Annotated in this window: 25 protein-coding genes and 3 pseudogenes; 12 read left to right on the forward strand and 16 right to left on the reverse strand. The window is 36.8% G+C overall.

What is annotated here, in order from left to right; translation table 11 throughout:
- Positions 1–7: 7 nt before the first annotated feature.
- Positions 8–1,610: pseudogene (gene bshC / locus Q5W13_RS02585) on the reverse strand (bacillithiol biosynthesis cysteine-adding enzyme BshC).
- Between the two features lie 151 nt (positions 1,611–1,761).
- Here bshC and Q5W13_RS02590 point away from each other — a divergent pair.
- Both Q5W13_RS02590 and Q5W13_RS02595 read left to right on the forward strand, forming a co-directional pair.
- Complete coding sequence (locus Q5W13_RS02590; protein ID WP_304445284.1) at positions 1,762–4,227, forward strand: M14 metallopeptidase family protein; 2,466 nt, start codon at positions 1,762–1,764, stop codon at positions 4,225–4,227.
- A gap of 133 nt (positions 4,228–4,360) precedes the next feature.
- On the forward strand, positions 4,361–5,401 hold the full coding sequence (locus Q5W13_RS02595; protein WP_304445285.1) for an MBL fold metallo-hydrolase: 1,041 nt from the start codon (positions 4,361–4,363) through the stop codon (positions 5,399–5,401).
- 61 nt (positions 5,402–5,462) lie between these two features.
- Here the strand turns inward: Q5W13_RS02595 and Q5W13_RS02600 are convergent, their stop codons facing one another.
- On the reverse strand, positions 5,463–6,071 hold the full coding sequence (locus Q5W13_RS02600) for a DUF4337 family protein (RefSeq protein ID WP_155597444.1): 609 nt from the start codon (positions 6,069–6,071) through the stop codon (positions 5,463–5,465).
- 212 nt (positions 6,072–6,283) lie between these two features.
- Between Q5W13_RS02600 and Q5W13_RS02605 the strand changes: the two genes are divergently transcribed.
- The 9 genes from Q5W13_RS02605 (at position 6,284) to Q5W13_RS02645 (ending at position 13,199) form a co-directional block, all read left to right on the forward strand.
- Positions 6,284–6,751, forward strand: a complete 468-nt coding sequence (locus Q5W13_RS02605; protein WP_304445286.1) for a GNAT family N-acetyltransferase — start codon at positions 6,284–6,286, stop codon at positions 6,749–6,751.
- Positions 6,752–6,964: 213 nt separating this feature from the next.
- Positions 6,965–7,897 carry a DUF6929 family protein gene (locus Q5W13_RS02610; RefSeq protein ID WP_304445287.1) on the forward strand — a complete coding sequence of 311 codons (933 nt, stop codon included), beginning with the start codon at positions 6,965–6,967 and terminating at the stop codon, positions 7,895–7,897.
- Between the two features lie 101 nt (positions 7,898–7,998).
- Positions 7,999–8,328: an ArsR/SmtB family transcription factor gene (locus Q5W13_RS02615; protein WP_304445288.1), complete on the forward strand. Its 330-nt coding sequence runs from the start codon at positions 7,999–8,001 to the stop codon at positions 8,326–8,328.
- Between the two features lie 47 nt (positions 8,329–8,375).
- The gene (locus tag Q5W13_RS02620; protein ID WP_304445289.1) at positions 8,376–8,843 is read left to right on the forward strand and encodes a DUF6428 family protein; all 468 of its coding nucleotides are present in this window, start codon (positions 8,376–8,378) and stop codon (positions 8,841–8,843) included.
- 30 nt (positions 8,844–8,873) lie between these two features.
- Positions 8,874–9,491, forward strand: coding sequence for a low molecular weight phosphatase family protein (locus Q5W13_RS02625; protein WP_304445290.1), 618 nt, complete (start codon positions 8,874–8,876; stop codon positions 9,489–9,491).
- A 2-nt stretch (positions 9,492–9,493) separates the two neighbouring features.
- Entirely contained in the window at positions 9,494–10,543 is a 1,050-nt protein-coding gene (gene arsB / locus Q5W13_RS02630; protein WP_304445291.1) for an ACR3 family arsenite efflux transporter, read from the forward strand.
- Positions 10,544–10,733: 190 nt separating this feature from the next.
- Complete coding sequence (locus tag Q5W13_RS02635; protein ID WP_304445292.1) at positions 10,734–12,194, forward strand: potassium/proton antiporter; 1,461 nt, start codon at positions 10,734–10,736, stop codon at positions 12,192–12,194.
- Between the two features lie 46 nt (positions 12,195–12,240).
- Positions 12,241–12,609: a hypothetical protein gene (locus Q5W13_RS02640; RefSeq protein WP_155597452.1), complete on the forward strand. Its 369-nt coding sequence runs from the start codon at positions 12,241–12,243 to the stop codon at positions 12,607–12,609.
- Positions 12,610–12,713: 104 nt separating this feature from the next.
- Positions 12,714–13,199: a hypothetical protein gene (locus Q5W13_RS02645; RefSeq protein WP_304445293.1), complete on the forward strand. Its 486-nt coding sequence runs from the start codon at positions 12,714–12,716 to the stop codon at positions 13,197–13,199.
- 74 nt (positions 13,200–13,273) lie between these two features.
- Here Q5W13_RS02645 and Q5W13_RS02650 read toward each other — a convergent pair.
- The 4 genes and pseudogenes from Q5W13_RS02650 to rimO all read right to left on the reverse strand — a co-directional run bounded on the left by Q5W13_RS02650 (position 13,274) and on the right by rimO (position 18,376).
- A pseudogene (locus Q5W13_RS02650) lies at positions 13,274–14,275 on the reverse strand (SMP-30/gluconolactonase/LRE family protein).
- A gap of 35 nt (positions 14,276–14,310) precedes the next feature.
- Positions 14,311–15,630: a GntP family permease gene (locus tag Q5W13_RS02655; protein ID WP_304445294.1), complete on the reverse strand. Its 1,320-nt coding sequence runs from the start codon at positions 15,628–15,630 to the stop codon at positions 14,311–14,313.
- A 156-nt stretch (positions 15,631–15,786) separates the two neighbouring features.
- Positions 15,787–16,857 carry a galactonate dehydratase gene (dgoD, locus tag Q5W13_RS02660; protein WP_304445295.1) on the reverse strand — a complete coding sequence of 357 codons (1,071 nt, stop codon included), beginning with the start codon at positions 16,855–16,857 and terminating at the stop codon, positions 15,787–15,789.
- A 217-nt stretch (positions 16,858–17,074) separates the two neighbouring features.
- Complete coding sequence (gene rimO, locus Q5W13_RS02665; protein WP_304445296.1) at positions 17,075–18,376, reverse strand: 30S ribosomal protein S12 methylthiotransferase RimO; 1,302 nt, start codon at positions 18,374–18,376, stop codon at positions 17,075–17,077.
- Between the two features lie 120 nt (positions 18,377–18,496).
- On the opposite strand from rimO, the gene Q5W13_RS02670 reads away from it, so the two are divergent.
- Positions 18,497–19,591: a serine hydrolase domain-containing protein gene (locus Q5W13_RS02670; protein ID WP_304445297.1), complete on the forward strand. Its 1,095-nt coding sequence runs from the start codon at positions 18,497–18,499 to the stop codon at positions 19,589–19,591.
- A gap of 6 nt (positions 19,592–19,597) precedes the next feature.
- Here Q5W13_RS02670 and ftsY read toward each other — a convergent pair whose 3' ends face one another.
- The 10 genes and pseudogenes from ftsY to Q5W13_RS02720 all read right to left on the reverse strand — a co-directional run bounded on the left by ftsY (position 19,598) and on the right by Q5W13_RS02720 (position 25,733).
- Complete coding sequence (gene ftsY, locus Q5W13_RS02675) at positions 19,598–20,554, reverse strand: signal recognition particle-docking protein FtsY (protein WP_304445298.1); 957 nt, start codon at positions 20,552–20,554, stop codon at positions 19,598–19,600.
- Between the two features lie 178 nt (positions 20,555–20,732).
- On the reverse strand, positions 20,733–20,885 hold the full coding sequence (locus Q5W13_RS02680; protein WP_155597460.1) for a DUF4295 domain-containing protein: 153 nt from the start codon (positions 20,883–20,885) through the stop codon (positions 20,733–20,735).
- A 37-nt stretch (positions 20,886–20,922) separates the two neighbouring features.
- Positions 20,923–21,105: a 50S ribosomal protein L33 gene (gene rpmG, locus Q5W13_RS02685; RefSeq protein ID WP_304445299.1), complete on the reverse strand. Its 183-nt coding sequence runs from the start codon at positions 21,103–21,105 to the stop codon at positions 20,923–20,925.
- 11 nt (positions 21,106–21,116) lie between these two features.
- Positions 21,117–21,353 carry a 50S ribosomal protein L28 gene (rpmB, locus tag Q5W13_RS02690; RefSeq protein WP_155597461.1) on the reverse strand — a complete coding sequence of 79 codons (237 nt, stop codon included), beginning with the start codon at positions 21,351–21,353 and terminating at the stop codon, positions 21,117–21,119.
- Positions 21,354–21,419: 66 nt separating this feature from the next.
- Positions 21,420–22,668: pseudogene (locus Q5W13_RS02695) on the reverse strand (competence/damage-inducible protein A).
- Positions 22,668–23,006, reverse strand: coding sequence for an Hpt domain-containing protein (locus Q5W13_RS02700; protein ID WP_155597463.1), 339 nt, complete (start codon positions 23,004–23,006; stop codon positions 22,668–22,670). The pseudogene Q5W13_RS02695 and the gene Q5W13_RS02700 overlap by 1 nt, the downstream one beginning before the upstream one ends.
- Positions 23,006–23,617 carry a fumarylacetoacetate hydrolase family protein gene (locus Q5W13_RS02705; RefSeq protein WP_304445300.1) on the reverse strand — a complete coding sequence of 204 codons (612 nt, stop codon included), beginning with the start codon at positions 23,615–23,617 and terminating at the stop codon, positions 23,006–23,008. Before Q5W13_RS02705 ends, Q5W13_RS02700 begins: the two co-directional genes overlap by 1 nt.
- 20 nt (positions 23,618–23,637) lie before the next feature.
- Complete coding sequence (locus Q5W13_RS02710; protein ID WP_304445301.1) at positions 23,638–24,414, reverse strand: 3'-5' exonuclease; 777 nt, start codon at positions 24,412–24,414, stop codon at positions 23,638–23,640.
- 85 nt (positions 24,415–24,499) lie between these two features.
- Positions 24,500–25,021 (reverse strand): hypothetical protein, encoded by a 522-nt coding sequence (locus Q5W13_RS02715; RefSeq protein WP_304445302.1) that lies wholly within the window; start codon positions 25,019–25,021, stop codon positions 24,500–24,502.
- The gene (locus tag Q5W13_RS02720; protein ID WP_304445303.1) at positions 24,954–25,733 is read right to left on the reverse strand and encodes a hypothetical protein; all 780 of its coding nucleotides are present in this window, start codon (positions 25,731–25,733) and stop codon (positions 24,954–24,956) included. The genes Q5W13_RS02715 and Q5W13_RS02720 overlap by 68 nt, the downstream gene beginning before the upstream one ends.
- Between the last annotated feature and the right edge of the window lie 143 nt (positions 25,734–25,876).

Genomic DNA, 25,876 nt, shown 5'->3' on the forward strand with positions numbered 1-25,876 from the left:
CCCACTACTACATTCTTACAATTGTGAATTCTTGCTGTAATGGTTTTAAAGTGCCTAAAAGCATTGGCACCAAATTTTCTCCTAACTCTAAATATAGTTCCGAGAAGTTTACGTTACGCTCTTGCAGTGATTTATTTGGAAAAAGTTCGTTCTGAATTTCGGTCATGCGCAACACATGGTCTTTCAGTTTGCGTTTTTGAGCCTGTAGTAGTCTTTTTTCTAGATTATCTAGACCTTTCATTTGCTTTACCTCTTGTGCCTTAACAGCCCCTAAGAAAGAAGCATCAGTTTGTTCCGCCAATTCGTACATGGCTTTAAATTGCTCTTCTAACTGATGTTTTTGAGGTGTAAAGTCAATATCTATATTAGATATCTCTCTTATCTTTTTATTGATGAAACTACTTTGTTTTAAAAAAGAGGTCTTCTACAGAAAGGTTCATTTTAGCTAACTTTTCCGTTTGCTTTTCAGTCACCACCAATGCAGAATTTCTAAGCAACAAAACAGGAAAAGGCACTTGCATAGCCTCAAACATAGTTTTAAGCTCTAACCAATATGCTATTTCTCCACCTCCACCTATATAACACAGGTTGGGCAAAATAATTTCTTGATATAAAGGTCTCGCGATTACGTTGGGCGAAAACCGTTCTGGGTATGCTTTTAACTCTTTTTGCAGTTCTTCTTTAGTAAAACGAATATCAGTATCGTTTATAAAGTACATACCGTTTTGCTCCACTATTCTTTCGCGAAGTCCGTCTTTGAGATAAAAATAATTGATTTCGCGTGGGTTTACCTGCACGCCATACTTCTTATTAAGAGCATCAAATTCAACTATAGTTTCAGAAACTTTTTGATATGCTAGTTGGTCAAAAATATCTTTCTGAGCATAAGGAACTAAAAGGTTTTTTAAATTCCTGTCATCTCCATCAACAATAACCAATCCTTCCTTACCAAAAAGCTCATTTGCCAAATAACGTGTAGCATCCGCTAAATTAGTATGTTCTAAATATGCTTTCTTAAATAGCTCTTTTAGAGCAATGGCGTTTGTACTGTTTCCAATTTGATTTGAAAATGCCTCAAAAATCTCATCCAGACCTTTTGTATCTAAATGACCTACGGCTCCAGATGCCGTTCTGTTCCATTTTAGTTTTTTACCCCTAAAATTAAAGTAGTTGATTTCCTCAAAATCATGATCCTCAGTAGCCATCCAATATATAGGTACAAAATTGTATTTTGGATGTGCCTTTTTAAGTTCTTTAGTAAGATTGATAGTGGAAACTATCTTATATAAAAAGTAAAGTGGACCCGTAAAAAGATTCAGTTGATGCCCCGTTACTACAGTAAACGTGATTGGCTCTTTTAATTTCCTAAGGTGCGTCTGAGTTTCATTAGTAACATTAAAACCCTTGTATTGTTTCTGTAATGCTTCATAAAGAACTTCTCTGTTTGCATCAGGGAAACTTGTAGCTTTTTCAGCTATTTGAGCTTCAAAATTCTTAAGGTTTGGAAACCGGTTATAAAAGTTACGTACCTGCGGTTCTTCAGCAAGATAATCGCAAATAAATTCTGAAAAATAGCCGGTTCTGTAAAAAGGTAAACAATCAATCTCCATAAGGGTGTAAATATAAAACTCTTCGCCAATGCGACTTCCTAAAAATACGTTAATTACTTTAACCTATTTTTCATACCGCTAGTAGTAAATCCAATCCTTTATTAATCAATATTCATTAAATTTGATAATATCCTAAGGAAATATCCTACGTATGAAGTTTCTATTATCCCTTCTTATTTTTTCCATCAGCTTAACCATAAATGCACAAGATTTAAAGTCGCCCTCAGAATTTTTGGGTTACGAACTGGGCACACAATTTACTAGACACCATCGTGTAGTTGATTATTATGAATATTTGGCTAAGACTGAATCTACCCGAGTACAACTAGAAAATTATGGCGAAACCAACGAAGGAAGACCCTTGTTTCTGGCCTATATATCCTCTTCGGAAAACATAAAAAATCTAGACAACATACAACAAGAACACCTTAAAAATACCGAAGGCCAAGGCAATCCTACCACTGCTATCGTATGGATGAGTTACAACGTACATGGTAATGAAAGCGTAAGCACGGAAGCTTCCATGAAAACGGTTTACGAACTTCTAACCAACAAATCTGAATACCTAAAGAACACCGTAGTTATTATTGACCCTTGTATGAATCCTGATGGACGTGAGCGTTATGTAAACTGGTACTATCAATTTAAAAACTCACCTAATACAGTAGACCCAAATAGCAAGGAGCATCACGAACCTTGGTTAAACGGAAGAGCCAATCATTATATGTTTGACTTAAACCGAGATTGGGCATGGCTTACACAAGCAGAGAGTCAACAACGTATAAAACTCTACAACAAATGGCTGCCCCATGTACATGTAGATTTTCATGAACAGGGAGTTGACAATCCCTATTATTTTGCTCCTGCAGCAGAACCTTTCCACGAGGTAATAACTGATTTTCAGCGAGAGTTCCAGACTACTGTAGGGAAGAACCACGCCAAATACTTTGATGCCAACGGATGGTTTTATTTCACAAAAGAAGTTTTTGATTTGCTCTACCCTAGTTATGGAGATACTTACCCCACCTACAACGGTAGTATTGGAATGACCTATGAACAAGGCGGCAGCGGACGTGCAGGTTTGGCCGTAACAACCAGTTTGGGAGATACGCTCACCTTAAAAGACAGGGTTCTACACCATCATACCACAGGTCTCTCTACCCTAGAAATAGCATCGCAAAATGCATTACAATTAAACCAGGAGTTCAAAAAATTCTATCAGCCAAAAAACTACAAATATAAAAGCTATGTACTAAACGGCAATCCTGATAAGTTAACTGCGCTGACCAAACTATTGGAACAACATGAAATTGAATACGGTTGGGCAACGGGCAAAACCGCTAAAGGCTTAAATTATAGTACAGGTAAAAACAGCCCCATAAAAACATCTAAAAATACCTTAGTAATAGGTACGGACCAGAAAAAATCAACGCTTGTAAAAGTACTGTTCGAACCCAGTACAAAGCTTAGCGACTCACTTACTTACGATATTACCGCTTGGTCCTTACCCTATGCATATGGACTAGAAGCTGTAGCTTCTGAAACCAAAGTGAATGCTAGTTTAGATGCAAACAAAACTGCATCTCCCGTTCCTGAGAACTCAAACATAAACAAAGAGACCTACGCTTTTATAGCAGAATGGAACAGCTTTAGCGATGCTCAATTTTTAGCGGAGCTCCTTAATAATAATATTAAAATAAGACATGCTAAAAAACCTTTTGGACTAGACGGGAAACAATATGAACGAGGTTCGCTCATTATTACTAAGGCAGATAATAAAAGTAATCCTGATTTCTTAAGCACACTATCTGCTGTAGCCACCAAACATGCAAAGAAGCTAAAAGCTACATTAACCGGTTTTGTTGACGATGGCAAAGATTTTGGTTCCGATTCTGTACAACCGCTAAAGCAAGTTAAAGTTGCACTACTTTCAGGAAAGCCTACCTCTACTTTAAATTTTGGTGAGATCTGGCATTTTTTCGAGCAGCAATTACAGTACCCTGTTACTATTCTTGATACCGATTATTTTAAGAACATAAATCTTTCTGAGTACGATATTCTAATTTTACCAGATGGAAACAATTACACCAAGTTCTTTAGTACCCGTAGAATGGATGAGCTGAAAGATTGGATTAATGACGGAGGAAAGTTAATAGCACTGGGCGGAGCTTTAAAAGCACTTTCTAAAGAAGATAAATTTAAATTGAAACCAAAAGAAACGGACAAAGACAGTATAGCTTTGGTTCCTATTTACGATCATAACGAACGTGATCAGATAAGAAATGAAATTACAGGTGCTATATTCAAAACTAAAGTAGATCACACGCACCCATTAGCCTACGGATATGCCGACTCCTATTTTAGTCTAAAATTAGGAGGTGCCGCATACAATTACCTAGACAAGGGTACCGTGGTGTATCTTGATTCAGAAAGTACCACACCAGCAGCTGGTTTTGCAGGTAGTGAAGCTCAAGATAAAATTGGAGAAACCTTGGTTTTTGGTGTTGAAGAATATGGTAATGGCCAGTTAATCTATTTTGTAGACAATCCTTTGTTTAGAGGGTTTTGGGAGAATGGAAAATTATTCTTTGCCAATGCTCTTTTTATGGTCGATTAATTTGAAAGCATAAATTTTAAACATCTTTTATTGACTAAAGAGATTACCACTTCTTGTTTTATATTTTAGATTGAAGTAAGTCTTACGCCCCTGACAAACACATATCTTTGTGTCCTTAAGGTATACTTATCAAATGAAAAACTTTAAAAAACAATTTGGAGGGAAATTAACGGATTCGCTAACCGACCGTTACAACCAATCTGAAAACTGGAAAGATGGCAAATTTCTTAATCTTGAAGAAACTAGCATGTCTATCAACTTTTGGGAGATTCCTAAACTTTTATATAAACAGTTTAGTGATAAGGAAAAAAGAGAGCCGGCAAAACCGTTGCCTATTATTCCCTTAGACAAGAAAGCCTTCCTATTAGATGACACCAACTTTAAATACATCTGGTACGGGCATTCGGTTTTATTAATGCGAATGAATGCAAAGACCATTTTAATAGATCCAATGTTGGGACCTAATGCATCGCCTATAGCGCCTTTTAAGACTAAACGCTTTTCCGAAGACACGCTGAATCTAATTGATGATTTTCCTGAAATAGACCTTATGTTACTGAGTCATGACCATTATGACCACCTTGATTATGACAGCATTCAAAAATTAAAAAATAAAACCAAAGAATATTATGTTGCTTTGGGTGTTAAACGCCACCTAGTGGCCTGTGGCATAAACCCTGAAATAATTACGGAATTTGACTGGTGGAACGATGCTACATTTATGGACATCAAAATCACCTTCACTCCCAGCCGCCATTTTTCCGGTAGAGGATTGACCGACAGGTCCAAATCACTTTGGGGCGGATGGACGTTCAAAACTGAAAATCAAAATATTTGGTTTAGTGGTGATAGCGGTTATGGTACTCATTTTAAAGAAATAGGAGAGAAATTAGGCCCTTTTGATTTTGGTTTTATGGAAAACGGCCAGTATAATGAGAAGTGGCACCAGATACATATGTTTCCTGAAGAAAGTATTCAGGCGGCACTAGAAGCAAAAGTCAAGAAGGTAATGCCGGTACATTGGGCGGGCTTTGCTCTGGCACAACACGATTGGACAGAACCCGCAGACAGATTCCAAGAAGCTGCAACTAAAAACAATCTAGATGTTTCTTTTCCTAAATTGGGAGAAATCTGTTCTATAGAGGACCTAAATGACAACGCATGGTGGTCATAAAAAAATATGGATTGTGCTTATTCTAAATTGAAAAGAGGTCTAAATTGTATAATACCAAGTATTAATATAAGATTGTGAAGTAGCCGTAAAAACATACGCCTAGACCTATAAACGCAACGCCTACCATAAAGGCCGTAAAAACCTCTTGCATCCTACGGTTTTCATCTATAATAAGACCTAGAACCCCAAATAGAATACCTATTTGAAGAAACAAAATACCAATATCTATTTGTGATACCAACTTCCTATTAGCAAGACCAATGTCCTCCCAAGTTCGTAACCCAACAATCTGTCCCATTTCGCCATCAAGATCTTGTGACCAAGAAGCACGGGGTATATTATCAGATCCTAACAAAATTTCCGTCTTTTCCTCATCATATTTTCGGATGAGATCTTCGGTCATATGTATTCTAAAATCTAATTGCTCCAACTTATCCTCGGCAACTAAACCTGTGCCACGTAAAGATTCTAAATAATCTCGTTGGTTTTCTTTTAAAATTTGTTTTATACTTTTAGCATTGTACCAGCTAGAATAGCTCACATGCTTATAATTGGCATTTGCGATTTTCTCTTCTAACTTACTATTGACTACTTTCATAACAGCCAACAATGCGACGAGAATTATAATTATCGCTCCTCCCCTGTTTTCTATTTTACTACTTTTAGGCATTACTTTGTATTAAGACTGATTTGGTTTCGGTCGAGATTAGACTCCTAAAAGACTAGTCCCATTTATTATACGTAAAAAATCTCATAAAAGTTGGCGCACAAAAACTATACCCCTGTCTTTTTTGAAAACTTCGCTATTTTGAGGAAAAATCTAATGTAATAGATTTAAAACCTTACAAAAATTAACAGTCTATACTTACTAAATTCCATTTGATGATTTTTGAAACCGAAAGATTGGAACTAAGACCTACTTCAGAAAAAGATGCAGAATTTATCTACAAGCTATTCAATACTCCGGATTGGATAGAATACATTGGCGATAGAAACATTCATAGCATTACCGAAGCAAGAAACTATATAAAAGCTAAAATGATGCCTCAGTTCCAAAGACTAGGGTTTGGCAATTACACCGTAATACGAAAGTCTGATGGAGCTAAAATTGGCTCTTGTGGCTTATACGACAGAGAAGGGTTAACAAATATTGATATTGGCTTTGCTTTTCTTTCAGAATATGGAAAACAAGGTTATGCTTACGAAGCTGCTTTTAAATTAAAAGATATGGCTTTTCAACAATTTAACCTTGATAAGCTTATTGCCATAACCAGAAAAGAAAATTTATCTTCTCAGAAACTTTTAAAAAAATTAGGCCTTTACCAGACCGATACAATTATCCTACCATAAGGTGAAACTGTAGAATTAGCATTGTATTCAATTAACAAAAGTTCTTCTTAATTCCTGAGGATTTGAAAAACAAGGTGTTAAAACTAGCCCAAGACAAAAAATCTTCCATTAATACCTCTTAAATTTGCTCTCCAAAATCAAAAGCAATTAAATCTTGCCTAAGGCAACATCTTACAAGACAAGATTTAACTCTATATCATAGCTATCGTCTAAATGAAAATTATTCTTTTTTCTCTATTACTGACCCTTGCGACTACCTGCAACCAAAAACCTTTAGAACTTAAGGTTTTAGATACTACATTGCTAGACAACGTTCCCAGTGCTTCAGGTATAACCAAAGCAGGTAATAGTTTTTATGTAGTGGGCGATGATTCCCCATATTTGTTTGAAGCAACGGGTGATGGTAAAATAGTAAATCAAACAGCCATCTATTCTACCGAGCTTTTAAACGGTAACAGATTAGACAAGGTTAAAAAACCAGATTTTGAAGCTTTGGAAACTATTAATACAAATGAAATCCTTGCTTTTGGCTCCGGAGCAAAATCTCCTGAAAGAGATATTTTTCTTCACATTTTTTTAAAAGATAGCATTACCGTAGAAACTTATCAAATTTCTGAATTCTATAACCACCTAAGAAAGCTTGATGCATTAAAGGGCGCACATTTAAACATAGAGGGCGTGGCGTTGTTCCATGATACCATTTACCTGTTTAACCGAGGAAAAAACATCATCTTTAGTTTTAACTATTTAGACTTGATTGCTTATTTAAAGGATACCAAACCTTTTCCTGAACCAAAAACTATAGAATATAAACTACCTACAATAGATGGTTTTCAATCTGGGTTTTCTGGGGCTACTATTTTAGAAGAAGAGAATCTAGTCATCTTTACCTCTTCCGTAGAAAAAACCGGAAGTGCCTACAGAGACGGAGAAATAGCCGGAAGCTTTATTGGTGTTATTCCTATTGTTAACGGTACTTTTTCTAAAAAATATAGTGTTGCCGCTATTCCTACTACAGACGCTCCTCTAAAAGTAGAATCGGTTACGGTAGTGGAAAAAACTACTGATGGCAAAATAAAACTTGCCTTGGTTACGGATGACGATAAGGGCAACTCATTGCGATTAAACTGCCTTCTGAAAATATAATTTCAATTCATTTTTAGCTCAAAATTCTGTTAAAATCTGTTCTTTTTCTTTATCGCATAGATATTAATCGTAATATTGCAATGTACTTATAAAAGAGATGCATGGGATTAGCTAAAACTGAAATGTTTACAGACCTTCAAAATGAAATTGCACTTTATGCCAAGGTTTTTGGGCATCCTGCAAGAGTTTCTATTTTACAACATTTGTTTAAAATAGATGCCTGTGTTTGCGGAGATTTGGTAAATGAAATAGGTCTTGCACAACCTACCATTTCTCAACATTTAAAAGAACTCAAAAATCTAGGCCTTATACAAGGTACAGTAGAAGGTACTAGCGTTTGTTATTGCATTCATAAAGAAAACTGGACACAAATGAAAGAGGTAATGCTTAAATTCTTAGATCAAGACCTTCCCAAATCAGATTGTTGTTAAAAAATTTAGATGCTTTTATCGTAAAAATACAATAAATAAATATTCACATGAAACTATCAGAAATTAAATCAGAGCTTTCAAAATTAGATAAAATAGCTTTTCAATTACCTAACGGAGCTCTGGTTCCAAACCACTTTCATGTAACGGAAGTTGGTAAAATAACAAAGCACTTTATAGATTGCGGCGGAACGGTTCGTAAAGAAGAAGTGGTGAACTTTCAGCTTTGGAATGCAGATGATTATGACCACAGACTACATCCCGAAAAATTAACTCACATTATAGAACTTTCCGAAAAAACCTTGGGTATAGGCGATCTGGATATTGAGGTGGAGTACCAAGGAGATACTATTGGCAAGTTTGGGTTAGATTTTGACGGCACCAATTTTCTTCTGACCACCAAACAGACCGATTGTCTTGCTAAAGATAATTGCGGTATTCCTGCCGAAAAACCAAAATTACAATTCACAGATTTAGGTCAAGGTAGTTCTTGTGACCCTAATAGCGGATGTTGTTAGTCTAAATTTTTTATATATAAAAATAACCGAATGAGCACTTTTGAAAAAATTGAAAACACCATCAGTTCTTTAACAACCGATTCTATTTCAAGCGAACGAAAAGAAACGTTACAACCTCTAATAGATTTTATACAAGATAAAGTCAGTACTAATGAAGAAATACGCCTAAATTTTATCTGTACCCATAACTCCCGCAGGAGTCACTTATCTCAAGTTTGGGCGCAGACCATGGCGTATCATTTCAATATTCAAAATGTTTTTTGTTATTCTGGAGGAACCGAGGCTACGGCTTTGTTTCCTATGGCTGCAAAGACTCTTGAGAATACCGGATTTGAAGTTGTAAAACGTTCCGATGACAAGAATCCCGTTTATAGTATTAAGTATGCTCCAAACGAACATCCTGTTATCTGTTTTTCGAAAACTTTAGATGATAATTTTAATCCACAATCAGGTTTTGCCGCTATTATGACGTGCAGCCAAGCAGATGGAGGTTGCCCTTTTATTGCAGGTGCGGAAAAGCGGATTCCAATTACTTTTGAAGACCCCAAGGCTTTTGACAACACACCACAACAGGCCGAAAAGTATTACGAAAGGAGCATTCAAATTGCTACTGAACTCTACTTTGTTTTTTCAAAAATAAACGCATAGAAATGGCAAAAAAATTAAGCTTTCTAGATAGTTACTTAACCTTGTGGATTTTTGGCGCCATGATAGTTGGGGTTGGTATTGGTAATTTTTTTCCTAAGTTCCCTGAGCTCATAAATTCCGCCAGTAGCGGAACAACAAATATTCCTATTGCCATAGGTCTAATATTAATGATGTATCCTCCTTTGGCCAAGGTTAATTATGCGCTGCTGCCCAAAGTTTTTAAGAATGTAAAAATCCTATCCATCTCATTAATTTTGAATTGGATTGTTGGCCCTATCCTTATGTTTCTTTTGGCCATCACCTTTCTTCAGGATTACCCCGAGTATATGGTTGGTTTAATTTTGATAGGTCTTGCACGTTGCATTGCCATGGTTTTGGTCTGGAACGACCTTGCCGAAGGCAGCAGCGAATATGGAGCTGGTCTTGTTGCGTTGAACAGTGTTTTTCAGGTATTCGCGTATAGTTTTTATGCTTATATTTTTATAACCGTACTACCTCCCTATTTTGGTTTTGAAGGCGCCATTGTAGATATTTCTATTGGCACCATTGCAGAAAGTGTTGCCATTTATCTTGGCCTTCCTTTTATTCTGGGCATACTAAGTCGTTTTATTCTGGTGCGGTTAAAAGGCGAGGAATGGTATTCAAAAAAGTTCATTCCTACTATTTCTCCCATGACATTGATTGCCCTTCTTTTTACAATTGTCGTAATGTTTTCATTGAAAGGCGAATTGATTGTTGAAATACCTATGGATGTACTGATAATTGCCGTACCTCTACTTATTTATTTCGCTCTAATGTTTATCATCGGTTTCTTTGTAACTAAAGCAACAGGAGCAACGTATGACAAAACCACATCAGTTGCTTTCACCGCCGCAGGTAACAATTTTGAATTGGCCATTGCTGTTGCCATTGCCGTTTTTGGATTGAATTCTGGTCAGGCGTTTGCTGGGGTTATAGGTCCTTTAGTAGAAGTCCCTGCTTTAATACTGCTTGTTCGCGTTTCCTTTTGGCTTAGAAAAAAATATTACAACAAGGAGAAAAATCTTGTTTAACGAACACTTTTAGTCTACCGTTACTATCATAATAAACATGTCTTTCATAAAGCTGTGATAGTAACGGTATTCCTTTGAATAAATTAACTAAATATTTGTTTAAAGGATTAACAAGTCCTCTTCAATTTTGATTGATTACCTTAACAAGAAATGATATCTTGCACAGATATTTTTTAAGGACGCAAAAGGAATGAATCTTACCATTGAAAATATTGTCTTAATTGGCTCTTTACTGCTATTCATTAGTATAATAGTAGGTAAAACATCATACAAATTTGGAGTTCCTACCTTATTGCTTTTCCTTATCATCGGAATGTTGGCCGGTTCTGAAGGTATAGGAGGTATTGTTTTTGACGATCCAAAAATTGCCCAATTTATTGGTGTAGTATCATTAAATTTTATCCTCTTCTCTGGTGGTTTAGACACTAGTTGGCCGGCCGTAAAACCAATTCTTAAAGAAGGTATTCTACTTTCTACCTTAGGTGTATTACTCACCGCAGTATCCTTAGGTGTTTTTGTACATTTTGTTACAGATTTCACCATTTATGAAAGTTTACTACTAGGGTCTATCGTTTCTTCTACTGATGCCGCAGCAGTTTTCTCTATTTTAAGAGGTAAGAGTCTTGCTTTGAAAACGAATCTTAGACCAACCCTAGAGCTAGAAAGTGGTAGTAACGACCCCATGGCTTATGTACTTACCATTGCTTTTCTTTCTTTGGTAGTGAACAAAGACCAAAGTTTAATGTCCATCATTCCCCTTTTCCTGCAACAAATGATTCTTGGTGGCGCGGCAGGCTTCGGTTTTGGTAAGTTGAGCAAACTGGTTATAAACAAAATTAGACTCGATTTTGAAGGTCTTTATCCTGTATTAGTTATTGCTCTGATGTTTATCACCTTTTCCGCAACTGATTTTATTGGTGGTAACGGATTCTTGGCAATTTACATCTGTGCCGTTTATTTAGGTAATCAAGACCTTATTCATAAAAAAACCATCTTTCGTATGTTTGATGGTCTGGCTTGGTTAATGCAAATTGTACTTTTCCTTACTCTAGGCCTTTTAGTCTTCCCTAGTCATGTTGTGCCTTACATAGGTATTGGTCTAACCATTTCTCTGTTCTTGATTTTTATAGCAAGACCAGTTGGTGTATTTATTAGCCTCATGTTCATTAAGATGAAACTGCGAAGGCGTTTCTATATTTCTTGGGTAGGACTCCGTGGTGCCGTTCCTATTGTATTCGCAACCTACCCCCTTTTGGCAGGCATTGATAAAGCGCATATCATTTTCAATATCGTATTCTTTATTTCGGTTACATCGGTACTTATACAAGGAACAACGCTAGCGTTAGTTGCCAAATGGCTGAATGTTGGACTTCCTGAAAAATCCAAACGTATTTACGAAAAAGAGAAATTCCTTGAGGAAATACCAAAGGCCGTAATGAAAGAAATTGTCATTACACCCCAATGTTTTGCCGTAAATAAGAAGATAGTTGATTTGAGTTTTCCAAAGAATGCCATCATTGCTATGATTAAAAGAGCAGATGTCTATATTACTCCAAATGGGTCTACGGTTATTGAAAGTGGCGATACTTTGGTAGTTCTTTCCGACAATATGGAAGGTCTTATTAAGGTTCAAGAATGTTTAAATCAATAACATTTTTTTAGCATTTGCGAATCAATATAATTTTACCTTTGTGCCGATGAAATCGGTTAAACAGCTATTTGGTTTATTCATGCTCACAGCAATTTATTGCTGCGCCATTGGCATGGGCCTAAATCCCGACCGAACCATTACGGCAGAAAATAGTAGTAACCATTCTCAAAAAGAATCGGTTTCTGCGGTTAACGCTAAGCTCTATTGTCATACTTCAGAGTCTGAAACTATAATAGACGCACCGTCTAACAGCACGCCAAATCCTCTTGAAGGGTCATACAAACTTTGGGGAACACAAAGAATTAGCGACCGTGTTTTTGAAAGTACATTGGCGCAATACACTCGTTTTTCGCAGAACCTCCTTATTTCTAAGCGAAAGGCAGATATTATATTCCCTTTTCATTACTTCTGGTAAATCCATTTTTTTAAGTAAACGACGCCAAATTTCTTGTTTGGCACTTTAAACATTGGGCTTGCACTACGCATTGCCCCCATTTACCAATTTTAAAACTTAGAAAAATGAATTTAGATTTCGGCACAACCCTTATTGGGGCCATATCAGCAGTTATATGTGTAACTCCTTTTGTTTTAGTTACCAGAAGTGTAAAGAAAAAAGAAAAAGAAATGCTCCGTTCGTTGACTGATTTTGCAGATCGAGACAATTGCAAAATAAATGAACATGAATACGTGGGCGATTTTATAATAGGAATGGACACCAATAAAAAAGTTGTCTTTTACTATAAAGAAGAAAGGAATGAAATGGAAAAACTATCCGTTGACTTGAAAGATGTGAAAAGTTGCAAGGCATCCAAACTAGGAAAGTCCGTTCGTAACAATGGAAAAGTAGAACAGACCATAGAACGTATTGAATTGGTTTTCACTACCAAACCAACCGCAGGTCGTGATGTTGTTTTTGAGCTTTATAACTCTCAGAACAACTTACAACTAAACGGAGAGCTACAAACAGCCGAAAAATGGGCTAAAATGGTCAACGACATCGTTTAATTTATAATTATGATGAAATATAAAAAGCCCCACAGCATGCTGTGGGGCTTTTTGTTTCTTTAAAAAAATAGTATTTATTTGAGCGAAACGCTCAATACATAATCATCAGCAGTCAGGTAAAGAATTTTCTCATCCTTCCCAAAAACACAATTAGCGGTCTTTTCACCAGTATGTATTCTAGCTATAGCCTTACCTGATTCATTAAAAAGCCAAACACCCCCAGGACCTGTAGCAAATAAATAGCCTTTACTATGCATTTTCATACCGTCTGGCAAGCCTTGCTGTCCTTCTTGCCCTACTAGCTCGGTTACATCATAAAATAGCTTTTTATTACCGACCTTACCTTATGGTGCAAAAATATCATATTGGTACCAAACGGCATGTTCTGGATTAGATACGGACACATAAAGTTTAGAGCCATCATTATTCACTGCAATGCCATTAGGTCTGGACAACTTGTCCACCAAAACAATTTCTCCGGTAGCTTGTAAACAGTAAACTCCTTGGTAATCCAGTTCTTTTTGTTCGTCATCCATTTGTTTTGGTAGCCCATATGGTGGATCTGTAAAATATAGGTTCCCCTCGGCATCAAAAACTCCGTCGTTGGGACTATTAAAACGTTTCTCCTCAAAAGAGTCCGCTAATGCTTCATACTCTGCTTTTGGGGCATTCAATGTACTTTTCATTTTAGCCACCCGTCTTTCACCATGCTGCATTAAAACCAGTTCTCCATTAGGACTTAAGAGCAATCCGTTAGAACCCGGTTCTGCTCCATAATCACTTTCACCTAAATAGCCAGAAGGTTCTAAGTACTCACTAGTTTTTCCTGAAGCATCAATTTTAAAGACTGTATTGTTCGGTATATCCGAAAATAGGAGATAATCACCATCGGCAATCCATAACGGACCTTCCGTCCAAGTAAATCCGCTTCCTATTACTTTTATTTCGGCATTAACATCAATGACCTGTAAAGCTTCGTCTTCAAAAATTTCAACTGAAAAAGCCTGTTTCTGATTTTGAGAAACGATTGTAAGATGAAGACTAAATGCACAAACGAACACAAAAATTCTATTCATAATTAATTCTTTAAAAATGGAATATCGATTTAATATCAACTTATAATTTTTGAAATACAGAATATTACCGCAATCGCCGAAGTACCCAAAATAAAAGTACCAACAGTATGTATCTGGTTTCCTTGTTTGACATCCATACCCGTTAACTGCGTGAGTACCCAAAAGAAACTATCATTGGCATGCGAGACTACGGTTGAACCTGCTCCAATAGCTAGAACAGTCATAGTTCTCATAAAGGTTTCATCCAACCCAAGGGCGGGCATCATGGGAGCTACAATGGAGGCCGTAGTTATTAAAGCTACCGTAGAAGAACCTTGTGTGGTCTTTAAACAGGCTGCCAGTAAAAATGGAAAAAACAGACCAATAGTCATATCCGAAAAGCTCTCGGTAATCATTTCCGCAAACCCTGAATTTTGGAGCATAGCCCCAAATATGCCACCTGCACCGGTAATCAATATAATAGGAGCTGCAATTCGTAATGCATCTCCCAACCAACCTGTTGCCGAATATACGCGCTGATCCAACTTTTCGGGAAGAAGTAAAGAAAGTACTACTCCTATTAAAAGAGCAATAACAGGCGTACCTAAAAAAGTTATAACAGGATAAATAACCACCCCTGTAATATCTAGCTCAGGATAATCAAAAACAGATTTTAAAACAATTAGAATTATAGGTACGATGATGCACAGTAAGGATAGTGATAATTTTGGTCTGTGAACCACATCCGGAGCAGCTTCCATCTTTATAGGAATATTTATTTTAGAAGCTATTTTGGTTGCAAAAAAGTAGCAACTTACCAATGACAATGAGCTAACAATCAATCCCCATAAAATTACACTACCCAATTCTGCATTCAAAATTCCCGCTGCTGCAATGGGATATGGTGTTGGCGGCACCATTACATGGGTTGCCATGAGACCTAATGCCAATGCTGCGGTAGTACCTGCAAAAGAAACTTTAGCTTTTTCTGAAAGTGCCTTGTTCAAAGAACTCATGATAATAAAAGCACTGTCTGCAAAAACGGGAATCGAAAGAAGATACCCCGTTAACATCATGGCTAAATGAATAGATTTCTCACCAATTAGCTGAACCATGCGTGTAGCAATTACCATTGCGCCGCCAGATTTTTCTAAAATCGTACCGATTGCCACAAAAAAAATGATAAGACCAATCTTACCCATTATACTACCAAAGCCATTATTGACAGAATCAATAATGGCTTCAACACTCATTCCAGTTATGAATCCATAGCCAATAGCAGCTAGTAACAACACAAAAAATGGATGAATTTTCCAGCGAACAATCCCCAAAATAATAAACGCGAGGGCACAGATCAAAGCTACTACATAGAGCATATTGGTTGATTAAGGTTATCCGAATTTAATAACTAAATCATTCAAAACCTGCAATTTAAATCTGTTTTTTACCACTCGGCAAAACTACCGTCTTCATTTCTCCATACAGGATTTGACCAGTTATGGCCAATTTTCTGACCTTCTCTTAGTTTTTCTTCATTCATATCTACACCTAGACCTTGGCTTTTTGAGAAGCTCTATGTACCCATCTTTTACATCAAAAATTTCAGGATTATCCATATAATCTAACAAATCAAAACCTTTATTGTAATGTATACCCAAGCTACTTTCTTGAATTACGGCGTTAATAGAATTAAAATCTACATGTAGGCATGAAGCTAGAGCAACTGGGCCCAACGGGCAATGAGGTGCCAGGGCTACATCATAAGCTTCTGCCATAGCAGCAATTCTACGTACTTCAGAAATACCGCCAGCGTGACTTAAATCTGGTTGGATGATATCTACCGTGCCTTTGTGTAGAAGTTCTTTAAAATCCCAACGGGAAAACATTCGCTCTCCTGTTGCAATAGGAATACTGGTATATGGATAAATATGGTCAAAAGCTTCTTTGTTCTCGCTCAGCACCGGTTCTTCAATAAACATAGGATTATATGGTGACAATTCGTCAATTAAACGCTTGACCATACCTTTGTGTATTCTTCCATGAAAATCCAGGCCAATGTCTAACGTATCTCCAAATTCCTCTCGAAGCAATCTAATATTATCTGCAACGGTTCTAATTTTCTGTAAAGAATCTATCCAAGCAAAAGCACCTGTAGCATTCATTTTTACAGCCTTGTAACCTTGTTCTACTTTTTCCCGAGCTTGCTCAAGAACAACTTCTGGGTGATCACCACCAATCCAACAATACATTTTCATTTTCTTACGTACAGCTCCTCCCAAAAGGTCATAAACAGGTACACCAAGGTGTTTTCCTTTAATATCCCAAAGGGCTTGATCTATCCCTGAAATAGCACTCATAAGAATAGGACCTCCACGGTAAAAACCTCCTCCGTAAAGTGTTTGCCAAATATCCTCAATATCATTTGCCGACCGACCAATAAGGTATTGTGATAGTTCTTGAACACAGGCTTCTACTGTAGCAGCCTTACCCTCAACAACAGGTTCTCCCCAACCTATGATACCACTTTTTGTGGTTATTTTGAGAAAAAGCCAACGTGGTGGCACTTTAAAAAGTTCTATTTTTTCAATTCGCAAGTCATCCATAGTAGTCTACTAAAGTTCTTAAGGTTGATTGATTAAATTTAATTGACAGGCCATACTGTCAAAAATTGATTTCCCTAAAGTAGTGAATAATTTTGAAGTGTAATTAATACGTTTAAAATAACACCTAAGAAATAGTAACTTCTTAACACAAAAAAACCTGTCCACTAATGGACAGGTTTTAAATTTTAATGAAATAATCCTAAAAGGATTTATCTAACTATGCAGGCTCGCCGTATAAATCAAAATCGGCAGCTTCTGTAATCTTTATATTTACGAATTCACCTTGTTTTAAATAGAACTTAGTAGCATCTATCAAAACTTCGTTATCCACATCGGGAGAATCAAATTCCGTACGACCAACAAAATGAGTTCCTTCTTTACGGTCTATGATACAACGGAAAGTCTCTCCAATTTTATTTTGGTTCAACTCCCATGAAATCTGAGATTGTAACTCCATGATCTCATTAGCCCTTTCCTGCTTAACATCTTCAGGAACATCATCTTCCAGAGAATAGGCATGTGTATTTTCTTCATGACTATATGTAAAACAACCTAAGCGCTCAAAACGCATCTCGGCTACCCAACTTTTTAAAGTCTGAAAATCTTCTTCCGTTTCTCCAGGATAACCAACTATCAACGTAGTACGAATAGTCATTTCAGGAACCGCAGCTCTAAACTCTTTCAACAATTTTGTTGTTTTAGCCTGTGTAGTCCCACGACGCATACTTTTTAGTATGGAATCTGAAATATGTTGTAATGGAATATCTAAGTAATTACAGATTTTAGGCTCTTGCTTCATAACATCAAGCACATCCAAAGGAAAACCTGTTGGAAAAGCATAATGCAACCTGATCCATTCAATACCTTCTACCTTTACCAAAGCTTGTAACAGCTCGGCTAAGTTTCTCTTTTTATAAATATCAAGACCGTAATACGTCAAATCCTGAGCAATAAGAATAAGTTCTTTTACCCCTTTTGCCGCTAATTTTTCAGACTCAGTAACTAAATCTTCAATAGGTGTACTACGGTGCTTACCCCTCATAATAGGAATAGCACAGAATGAACAAGGTCTATCGCAACCTTCTGCAATCTTTAAATAGGCATAATTTTTTGGCGTGGTCGTTAAACGCTCACCAATTAGTTCATGCTTATAATCCGCACCAAGAGCCTTCAATAAATTAGGAAGTTCACTGGTACCGAAATATTCGTCTACATTCGGGATTTCTTTTTGTAAATCGGGCTTATATCGCTCACTAAGACAACCGGTTACAAATACCTTATCTACTATACCGGCCTCTTTTTTCTGAACGTACTCTAAAATAGTATTAACACTTTCTTCTTTTGCATTCGCTATAAATCCGCAGGTATTGATTACCACTACATTTCCCTCCTCTTCATGCACTACCTCTTTGTCGTTGGCACGCAACTGCCCCATGAGTATTTCGGAATCATACACGTTTTTCGAGCATCCCAAAGTGACTACATTTATTTTATTCTGCTTCTTCGTTTTCGTTCTCATAACTAGAAATTGAGCGCAAAAATACAACAAGATCAACGAACAGCTTCCTTTTGGTACGATTTCTTGTTGAATTGCGTTAAACTTTCATAACAAGTTGATGTCGAATAAGAAATCTAAGTCATGAAATATATAACTTCTACTATTCTGAGTCTTATTTTAGTAGTCCTCACTAGCTGTTCCAAAGACAAGGTAGAGCCCCAAATTGAGACGGAAGTTCAAGAGATGTACTTTCCTGCAATAGCTGATACCGAATGGGAAACAATTACACCAGCCGAATTAAACTGGAACGAAACCGAAATAGCAGCTTTGAACACCTATTTAAAAAATAATAAGACCAAAGGATTCATGGTTTTGGTGGATGGGCGCATTGTAATAGAAGAATACTTTAATGGTCATAATGCAAATGCACAATGGACTTGGTTTTCCGCAGCCAAAAGCTTAACCGCTACCATTGCGGGTATTGCCCAAGAGGAAGGTTTACTAAATATTGAAGATAAAACATCTGATTATCTTGGCATGAATTGGAGTTCGTTACCCACAGAGAAAGAAGACCTAATTACTGTACAACACCATCTAAGCATGACCACTGGTCTCACAGACCATGTGGGAGATTATATCCCATGGGTATGCACCACACCAAATTGCTTGGACTATACCGCAGATGCCGGAACACGTTGGGCCTACCACCAAGGCGCTTTTATTCTCCTTCAAGATATTCTTACCCAGACTACAGGTGTAGGCTTTCAAAGCTATGGAAAAGCAAAACTTGAAGACCGAATAGGAATGCAAGGGAATTGGACAAAAACATTAGGGCTAAACATTTATAATAGCAACACGCGTAGTATGGCTAGATTTGGACTGCTCGCCCTAAACAAAGGTACTTGGGATGACAACATTATTATTAGTGAAGATTACTTCAATGAAATGACTACTACTTCCCAAGAACTTAATAAAAGTTATGGTTATCTCTGGTGGCTTAATGGAAAGCAAAGCTATATGGGAACCACTTCTCAACAAGTTGTTGCTAGTAACCTCATACCAGACGCACCTTCTGATTTATTTGCTGCGTTAGGTGCAAATGACCAGAAAATCTATGTAGTACCTAGTAAGAGCTTGGTAGTTATTAGATCTGGCGAAACTGCCGGAGAAACACAATTAGGACTCTCTAGTTTTGATAATGAATTATGGGGAAAACTGAATGCTATTATGAATTAAATATAATTAGACATTAAAGAATGAGTCTACAAATTCATGCTTATTAAACACCTGTAGATCTTCAATGCCCTCACCTACTCCAATATACTTTACAGGAATTTGAAATTGATCAGATATACCAATAACAACTCCTCCTTTTGCTGTACCGTCTAATTTTGTGACCGCTAATGAAGTAACTTCTGTTGCCTTGGTAAATTCCTTGGCTTGCTCAAAAGCATTTTGACCCGTAGAACCGTCAAGCACCAACATAACCTCATGAGGCGTATTGTCTACTACTTTTTGCATTACTCGTTTTACCTTGGTCAACTCGTTCATTAAGTTCACCTTATTATGAAGACGACCTGCAGTATCTATAATCACAACATCTGCATCTTGCTTGACTGCAGAACTTAAAGTATCAAAAGCAACTGAAGCCGGGTCGCTACCCATACTTTGTTTTACGATGGGCACATCAACTCGATCTGCCCAAACTTGTAATTGATCTATGGCCGCAGCACGAAAAGTATCCGCCGCACCTAAAACTACTTTTAAACCTTGCTTTTTAAATTGATAAGCTAATTTACCAATGGTTGTAGTTTTACCCACACCATTAACACCAACTACCATAATTACGTAAGGCTTTTTATCTTTTGGTACTGAAAATTCTGTTTCACTACCAAGATTGGTTTCCGAAAGAAGACTAGAGATTTCCTCCCGAAGAATAGTATTGAGCTCTTCCGTGCCCATATATTTATCCTTAGAAACACGAGCCTCTATACGATCTATGATTTTTAGGGTTGTAGTTACTCCAACATCCGAAGAAACAAGAACTTCCTCCAGATTATCCAATACATCATCATCTACTTTAGACTTACCCGCAACAGCTTTACTAAGCTTAGAGAGAAAAGAAGTTTTTGTTTTCTCTAAGCCCTTATCAAGGCTTTCCTTTTTCTTTGAAGAAAATATATTCTTGAATAAACTCATGTGTTCTTTGTATTAATAGTCTCAAAGATAATAAAGTAAGCTGGAAGTTTTTACTTTAAATGATACTACAATTACTTGAAGGACACCTGCTACTAGTGAGTGCTTCCTTTACCTAGATGGTAACCAACAAAAAAAGCCCCTTCTTAATGAAGAGGCTTTGTAATACTTTAAAAGTATCTTACTTTTTAGACAACCAATCGTTGACCGCTTCTGGGGCCATAACTGACTCAACAAAAGTATATGATCCACTTTTTTCTGATTTCACCATCTTGATGGCTTTTGTCAATCTCTTTGAACTTGTCTGTAAACTTGCTACCGTCTTTTTTGCCATGACTAATATGCTTTTATGTTCTCGTTAAAACGAAAACTTATTTAATCTCCTTATGGATTGTCATCCTCTTCAAAATAGGATTGAACTTTTTAATCTCCATTCTTTCCGGAGTGTTCTTTTTGTTCTTGGTAGTAATGTACCTTGAAGTACTATATTGTCCCGACTCTTTGTGCTCGGTACATTCCAAAATTACTTGTATTCTATTTCCTTTCTTTGCCATCGTATTCTAGCTTATTTTACCAATCCTTCTGCCTTCGCGTCTTTCAAAACAGCAGAAATACCCTTTTTGTTGATAATCTTCAACGCCTTTGCAGAAACCTTTAAGGTTACCCAACGGTCCTCTTCGGGAATATAAAAACGTTTCTTAGAAAGATTGACATTGAATCTTCTTTTAGTCTTATTTATAGAAAACGATACGTTGTTTCCAAACATCGCTCTCTTTCCCGTAATTTCACAAACTTTTGACATCCCGCAGATTTTTCTTTAAACAGGGTGCAAATTTATGTCATTTTTATGGATGCACAAAACAATATTTCAGATTTTTGAAATTTCTTTTTGCAATAGCTCTAAAGCCTTGTTCACCGACTTCTCCACAATGCGCTCTCTATGGTTGCCCATATTGAATTCATGAGCATAAACACCACTAGGAGTTGCTATAGCAATAAAGACCGTTCCAATCTCTGCATCTGAGTCACCTTTTGTTGGTCCGGCATTTCCTGTAGTAGCAATTGCGTAATGGGTTTTGAACAAATGCCTTACATTTTCTGCCATCTCCATAGCTACTTCCGCACTCACAACAGAATATGTTACAATGACATCTCTGGGGACCTTAAGAACATTTATCTTAGCTTCGGTAGCGTAGCTCACCACACTGCCCTTAAAGTAAGCTGAAGCCTTGGCAAGGCTGTTAGTTGTTCAGCAATTTTACCTCCCGTAAAACTCTCTGCTGTAGACAGCGTTAAATTTTTCTCGGTAAATAGTTTAGCGACCACTTGCTCTAAAGTCTCCTCGTCTTCAGTGCCATATACAATATCGCCAATTAACGGGTATAGTTTTTTAAGTTCTGCTTCTACGGATTCTTCTAGTTCTTGCTTATTTGACCCTTTAGCACTCAATCGTAACCTTACTTTTCCCAAATTTGGTAAATATGCCAATTTGATAAACGCAGGTAAATTATTCTCCCAATCTTCTATTTTTTCAGCAATAGCGCTTTCACCTAAACCATAGGTGACAACAGTTCTATGCAAAATAAAAGGACGATTAAAATCGGAAATGATTTTTGGAATGACCTTGTCCGTCATTAAATTTTTCATTTCATAAGGAACTCCGGGAAGCGAAACAAATGCTACACCGTCTTCTTGTATCCACATGCCAGGTGCAGTACCAAATGCATTATGTAAAACTGTAGCCTTGGATGGAACCAGAGCTTGTTTTTTATTGATATCCGAAATAGGAGTAGAAGTAATATACTTTTTGAACAGTTCTTCCACATGTGCTAGAACACTTGCGTCTTCTACCAAGGTGTCGTTAAAAACTCACACAGGGTATGTTTTGTAATATCGTCTTTGGTCGGACCAAGACCTCCGGTTATGATAACAACTTGAACTCTCTTTTTAACGTCTTCTAGCGCTTGAAGAATATGTTCCTTGTCATCTTGAATTGAAGTAATCTGATAAACGGACACTCCAATTTTATTAAGTTCTTTGGAAATAAAAACGGAATTGGTATCAACAATCTGACCAATTAGAATTTCATCGCCAATGGTAATAATTTCGGCAAGCATCAGATATTGAAATCTTTTTTCAACTCAGATACCACTTGATATATGTCTTTTTTCAACAATGGAAAAACCACTTGTATCTCGGACATATTGGCTTCTGCCTTCCCTAAAGTTTCTATTTGTAAGGCCGCGGCACGAGTCTGCTCCATACCCAGCAAATCTACATTGGGCTTAATTTTATGAGCTAATTTGTAAACCTGGTCATGGTTTTGCTCATTTAACGCAATTTCAAGAAGCTCAAGATCCTGTGGCACTTCTTCTAAAAATACTGAAATAACAGAGTTGATGAAATCTTCATCTCCTTCAGCCATTTCATTGATTTTATCAAGATTGTAAATCATTATTTTACTTTTAAATGGAAAAGTTCACGCCCCTCCAGAACCCCCGAAAGGTAGTCATTTGCTTCAATTCTACCAACACCTGCTGGTGTTCCAGTAAATATTACATCGCCTTTTTTTAACATAAAGAATTGAGAAACGTACGAAACAAGCTCATCTATCTTCCAGAGCATGAGACCAGTATTCCCCTTTTGCACTTCTCTTTCATTCTTTAATAAAGAGAAATTTATATTGTTTAAATCCTTAAAATCTGTCTTTGGAAGCCACTCTCCTATGACCGCTGCACCATCAAAACCTTTTGCTTTTTCCCAAGGAAGACCTTTTTCTTTTAGTTTGGATTGCAGGTCTCTAGCCGTAAAATCTATACCCAAACCTATCTCATCATAATAATTATGGGCAAATTTCTCACTAATATGCTTTCCTACTTTTTTTATCTTAACGAGCACTTCAACTTCATAGTGTACGTCTTTAGAAAAATCAGGAATATAGAAATCCTGTTCTTTTGGCAAGATTGCAGAATCTGGCTTAATAAAAACTACAGGTTCTTCAGGCCTTTCATTAGCCAACTCCTCTATATGCTCAGTATAGTTTCTACCGATACAGATAATTTTCATTGAAACCTTTTTAAAATTTTCTAACCTAACTTATTATTGAGCTGACTCAATTTTACTTGTGTCAACACCTTTTTGGTGTACAGGGGAAAATCGGCATTTAGAATCCACCCGAAGTAGTAAGGTTCCTTCTCAAGTACATCTAGTACTTTTCTGCCTTTATGTTTACCAAATGCAAAAACTTCAGCTCCATCTTCATCATATCCTAAGAAGCCTGCAAAATCTGCAAACTGGCGATGAGTAGAAAATTCAGCTAGTTTTTTTACATTATTCTCAAGCTCCGGATATTTATCCAATTGAGACAATAACACCTCATATGTTGCTAGCGTATCCGCTTCTGCACTATGGGCATCTGTAAGGTCTTTATCGCAATAAAACTTGTAAGCAGCCACTAAAGTGCGCTTTTCCATTTTATGGAATATAGTTTGAACATCTATAGAAACCATGCTCTTCATATCAAAGTCTAGCTCTGCACGCAACATTTCTTCAGCCAATAGCGGAATATCAAAACGGTCAGAATTAAATCCGCCCAAATCACAATCCTTTATCATGGCATAAATAGTCCTAGAAAGTTCTTTAAAAGTTGGCTCATTGGCCACTTTTTCATTGGAAATACCATGAATAGCAACCACCTCTTCAGGGATTTCCATTTCTGGATTTACCAATAAGGTCTTACTTTCTTTATTCCCGTTAGGATATACTTTTAAAACAGATATTTCTACAATTCGGTCTTTGGCAACATTGGTACCCGTAGTTTCCAAATCAAAAAAACAAATGGGACGCGTGAGATTAAGCTCCATGTTTTTCGCTATTTTTTTAACAAAGATACTATTTAACAAGGTTCAAGAAAACATATCTATACTTTTCTTAATAAAGAAAATACCACTACAATCTTGTATTTATTACATTATTGAAAGCTGAACCAAAGGTATAACTAAGCCCTACGCTAAGACTGGTCTCATAATCCGTAGCAATCTGCTTTTGTTGTAGCAATACATCCTCTAAAGAAGCATCTCCATAAGGTAAATTTATTTGATCTCTAATTAACTCAAATCTTCCCGAAAACCGAGCTGCGAGACCCTTTAAAAGACGTACGGAAAAACTACCGTTCAGCTGAATTCTATTCTTAGTAAAATCGTTCAAAAAAGTAGACCCAATTAAGCGGGCGTATACATTACCCCAAGGTTGACGATACCTTACCTGTACATCTAGGGAGTGGCTGAAGATACCTTCCGTATCCTTAAGGTAAATGGTCTGCTCTATATAATCATTGTGAAAATAACCGATTTTATAAGCAAAAACGATTTCTCTACGTAGTACCTCTTTGTAAGGATAGATATTATATTCTATTGCTGGCCTTAGCGTAATATCTAAAGTCCAGATTCGTAAAAGTATTATGTTGTACACCACCAAAAACACCTGCAGACCAATGGTCTGACAAACTAGCAACGACACTAGCATCTGCAGAATACCTGAAGCGCTCGCTTGTAAAAGTTTCATCATCGTTGATGATTTCTTTATTTGCTTGGTTAATTTGCAAATCACTTCGGATCCGTAGTTTTTCCGTTACATGATCACTTTGAAAACCCAATTCATATTCAAATTCCTTACGGCTAGACTCCCTTTTAATCTTTGCCTCTCCATAGACTTCAAAAATCCAATTGTTCCAAGGATCCCTAAAATCAACTTCTTGAATCTCACCAAGCCCATCCTTATTAACAGTATACGTGATATTTTCCGCCAAGTCCGACTCTAAAACGTACTGAAGAAGACCCGACTGCACTTTTTTCAAAAGTCCTTTACGGACCTCATCATCCGTCATACTGGCCGTACTATCATAGGTGAGCTTGCCAAAGATCTCTTTATAATCATCTACACCCTCAAATTCTAGCATGTACGTACGCCCACCACTACCATTGGTAACGTCATAAATAAAAAGTTTAATATTGGCTTGCCCTTGATCACGAACGTGACTAACATAATTGATTTCCTGCCGTAGATAATTCTTCTCGCAGTTACAATCTATATAAAGTTTTAAGGATTCTTTTACCTCATTACCTTCACCCTCTTCTTGCGCAAATACCAAAAGAGGAACGATAAACAAAAAGAAGCGTAACAAATTTAAAATTTGTCGTGAGGACGTGTTGAAATTTCTATTTGGCATTATTGGTTTGGAAAGCCTTATGGATACTTATCTATCGCATGAAAATAAGATTATTAATCTATTTTTCGCGAAAGCGTACCGAAAAACCAAAATAATTC

It is taken from the genome of Zobellia laminariae (assembly GCF_030553095.1).
In the GTDB taxonomy this organism is placed as follows: Bacteria; Bacteroidota; Bacteroidia; order Flavobacteriales; family Flavobacteriaceae; genus Zobellia; species Zobellia laminariae.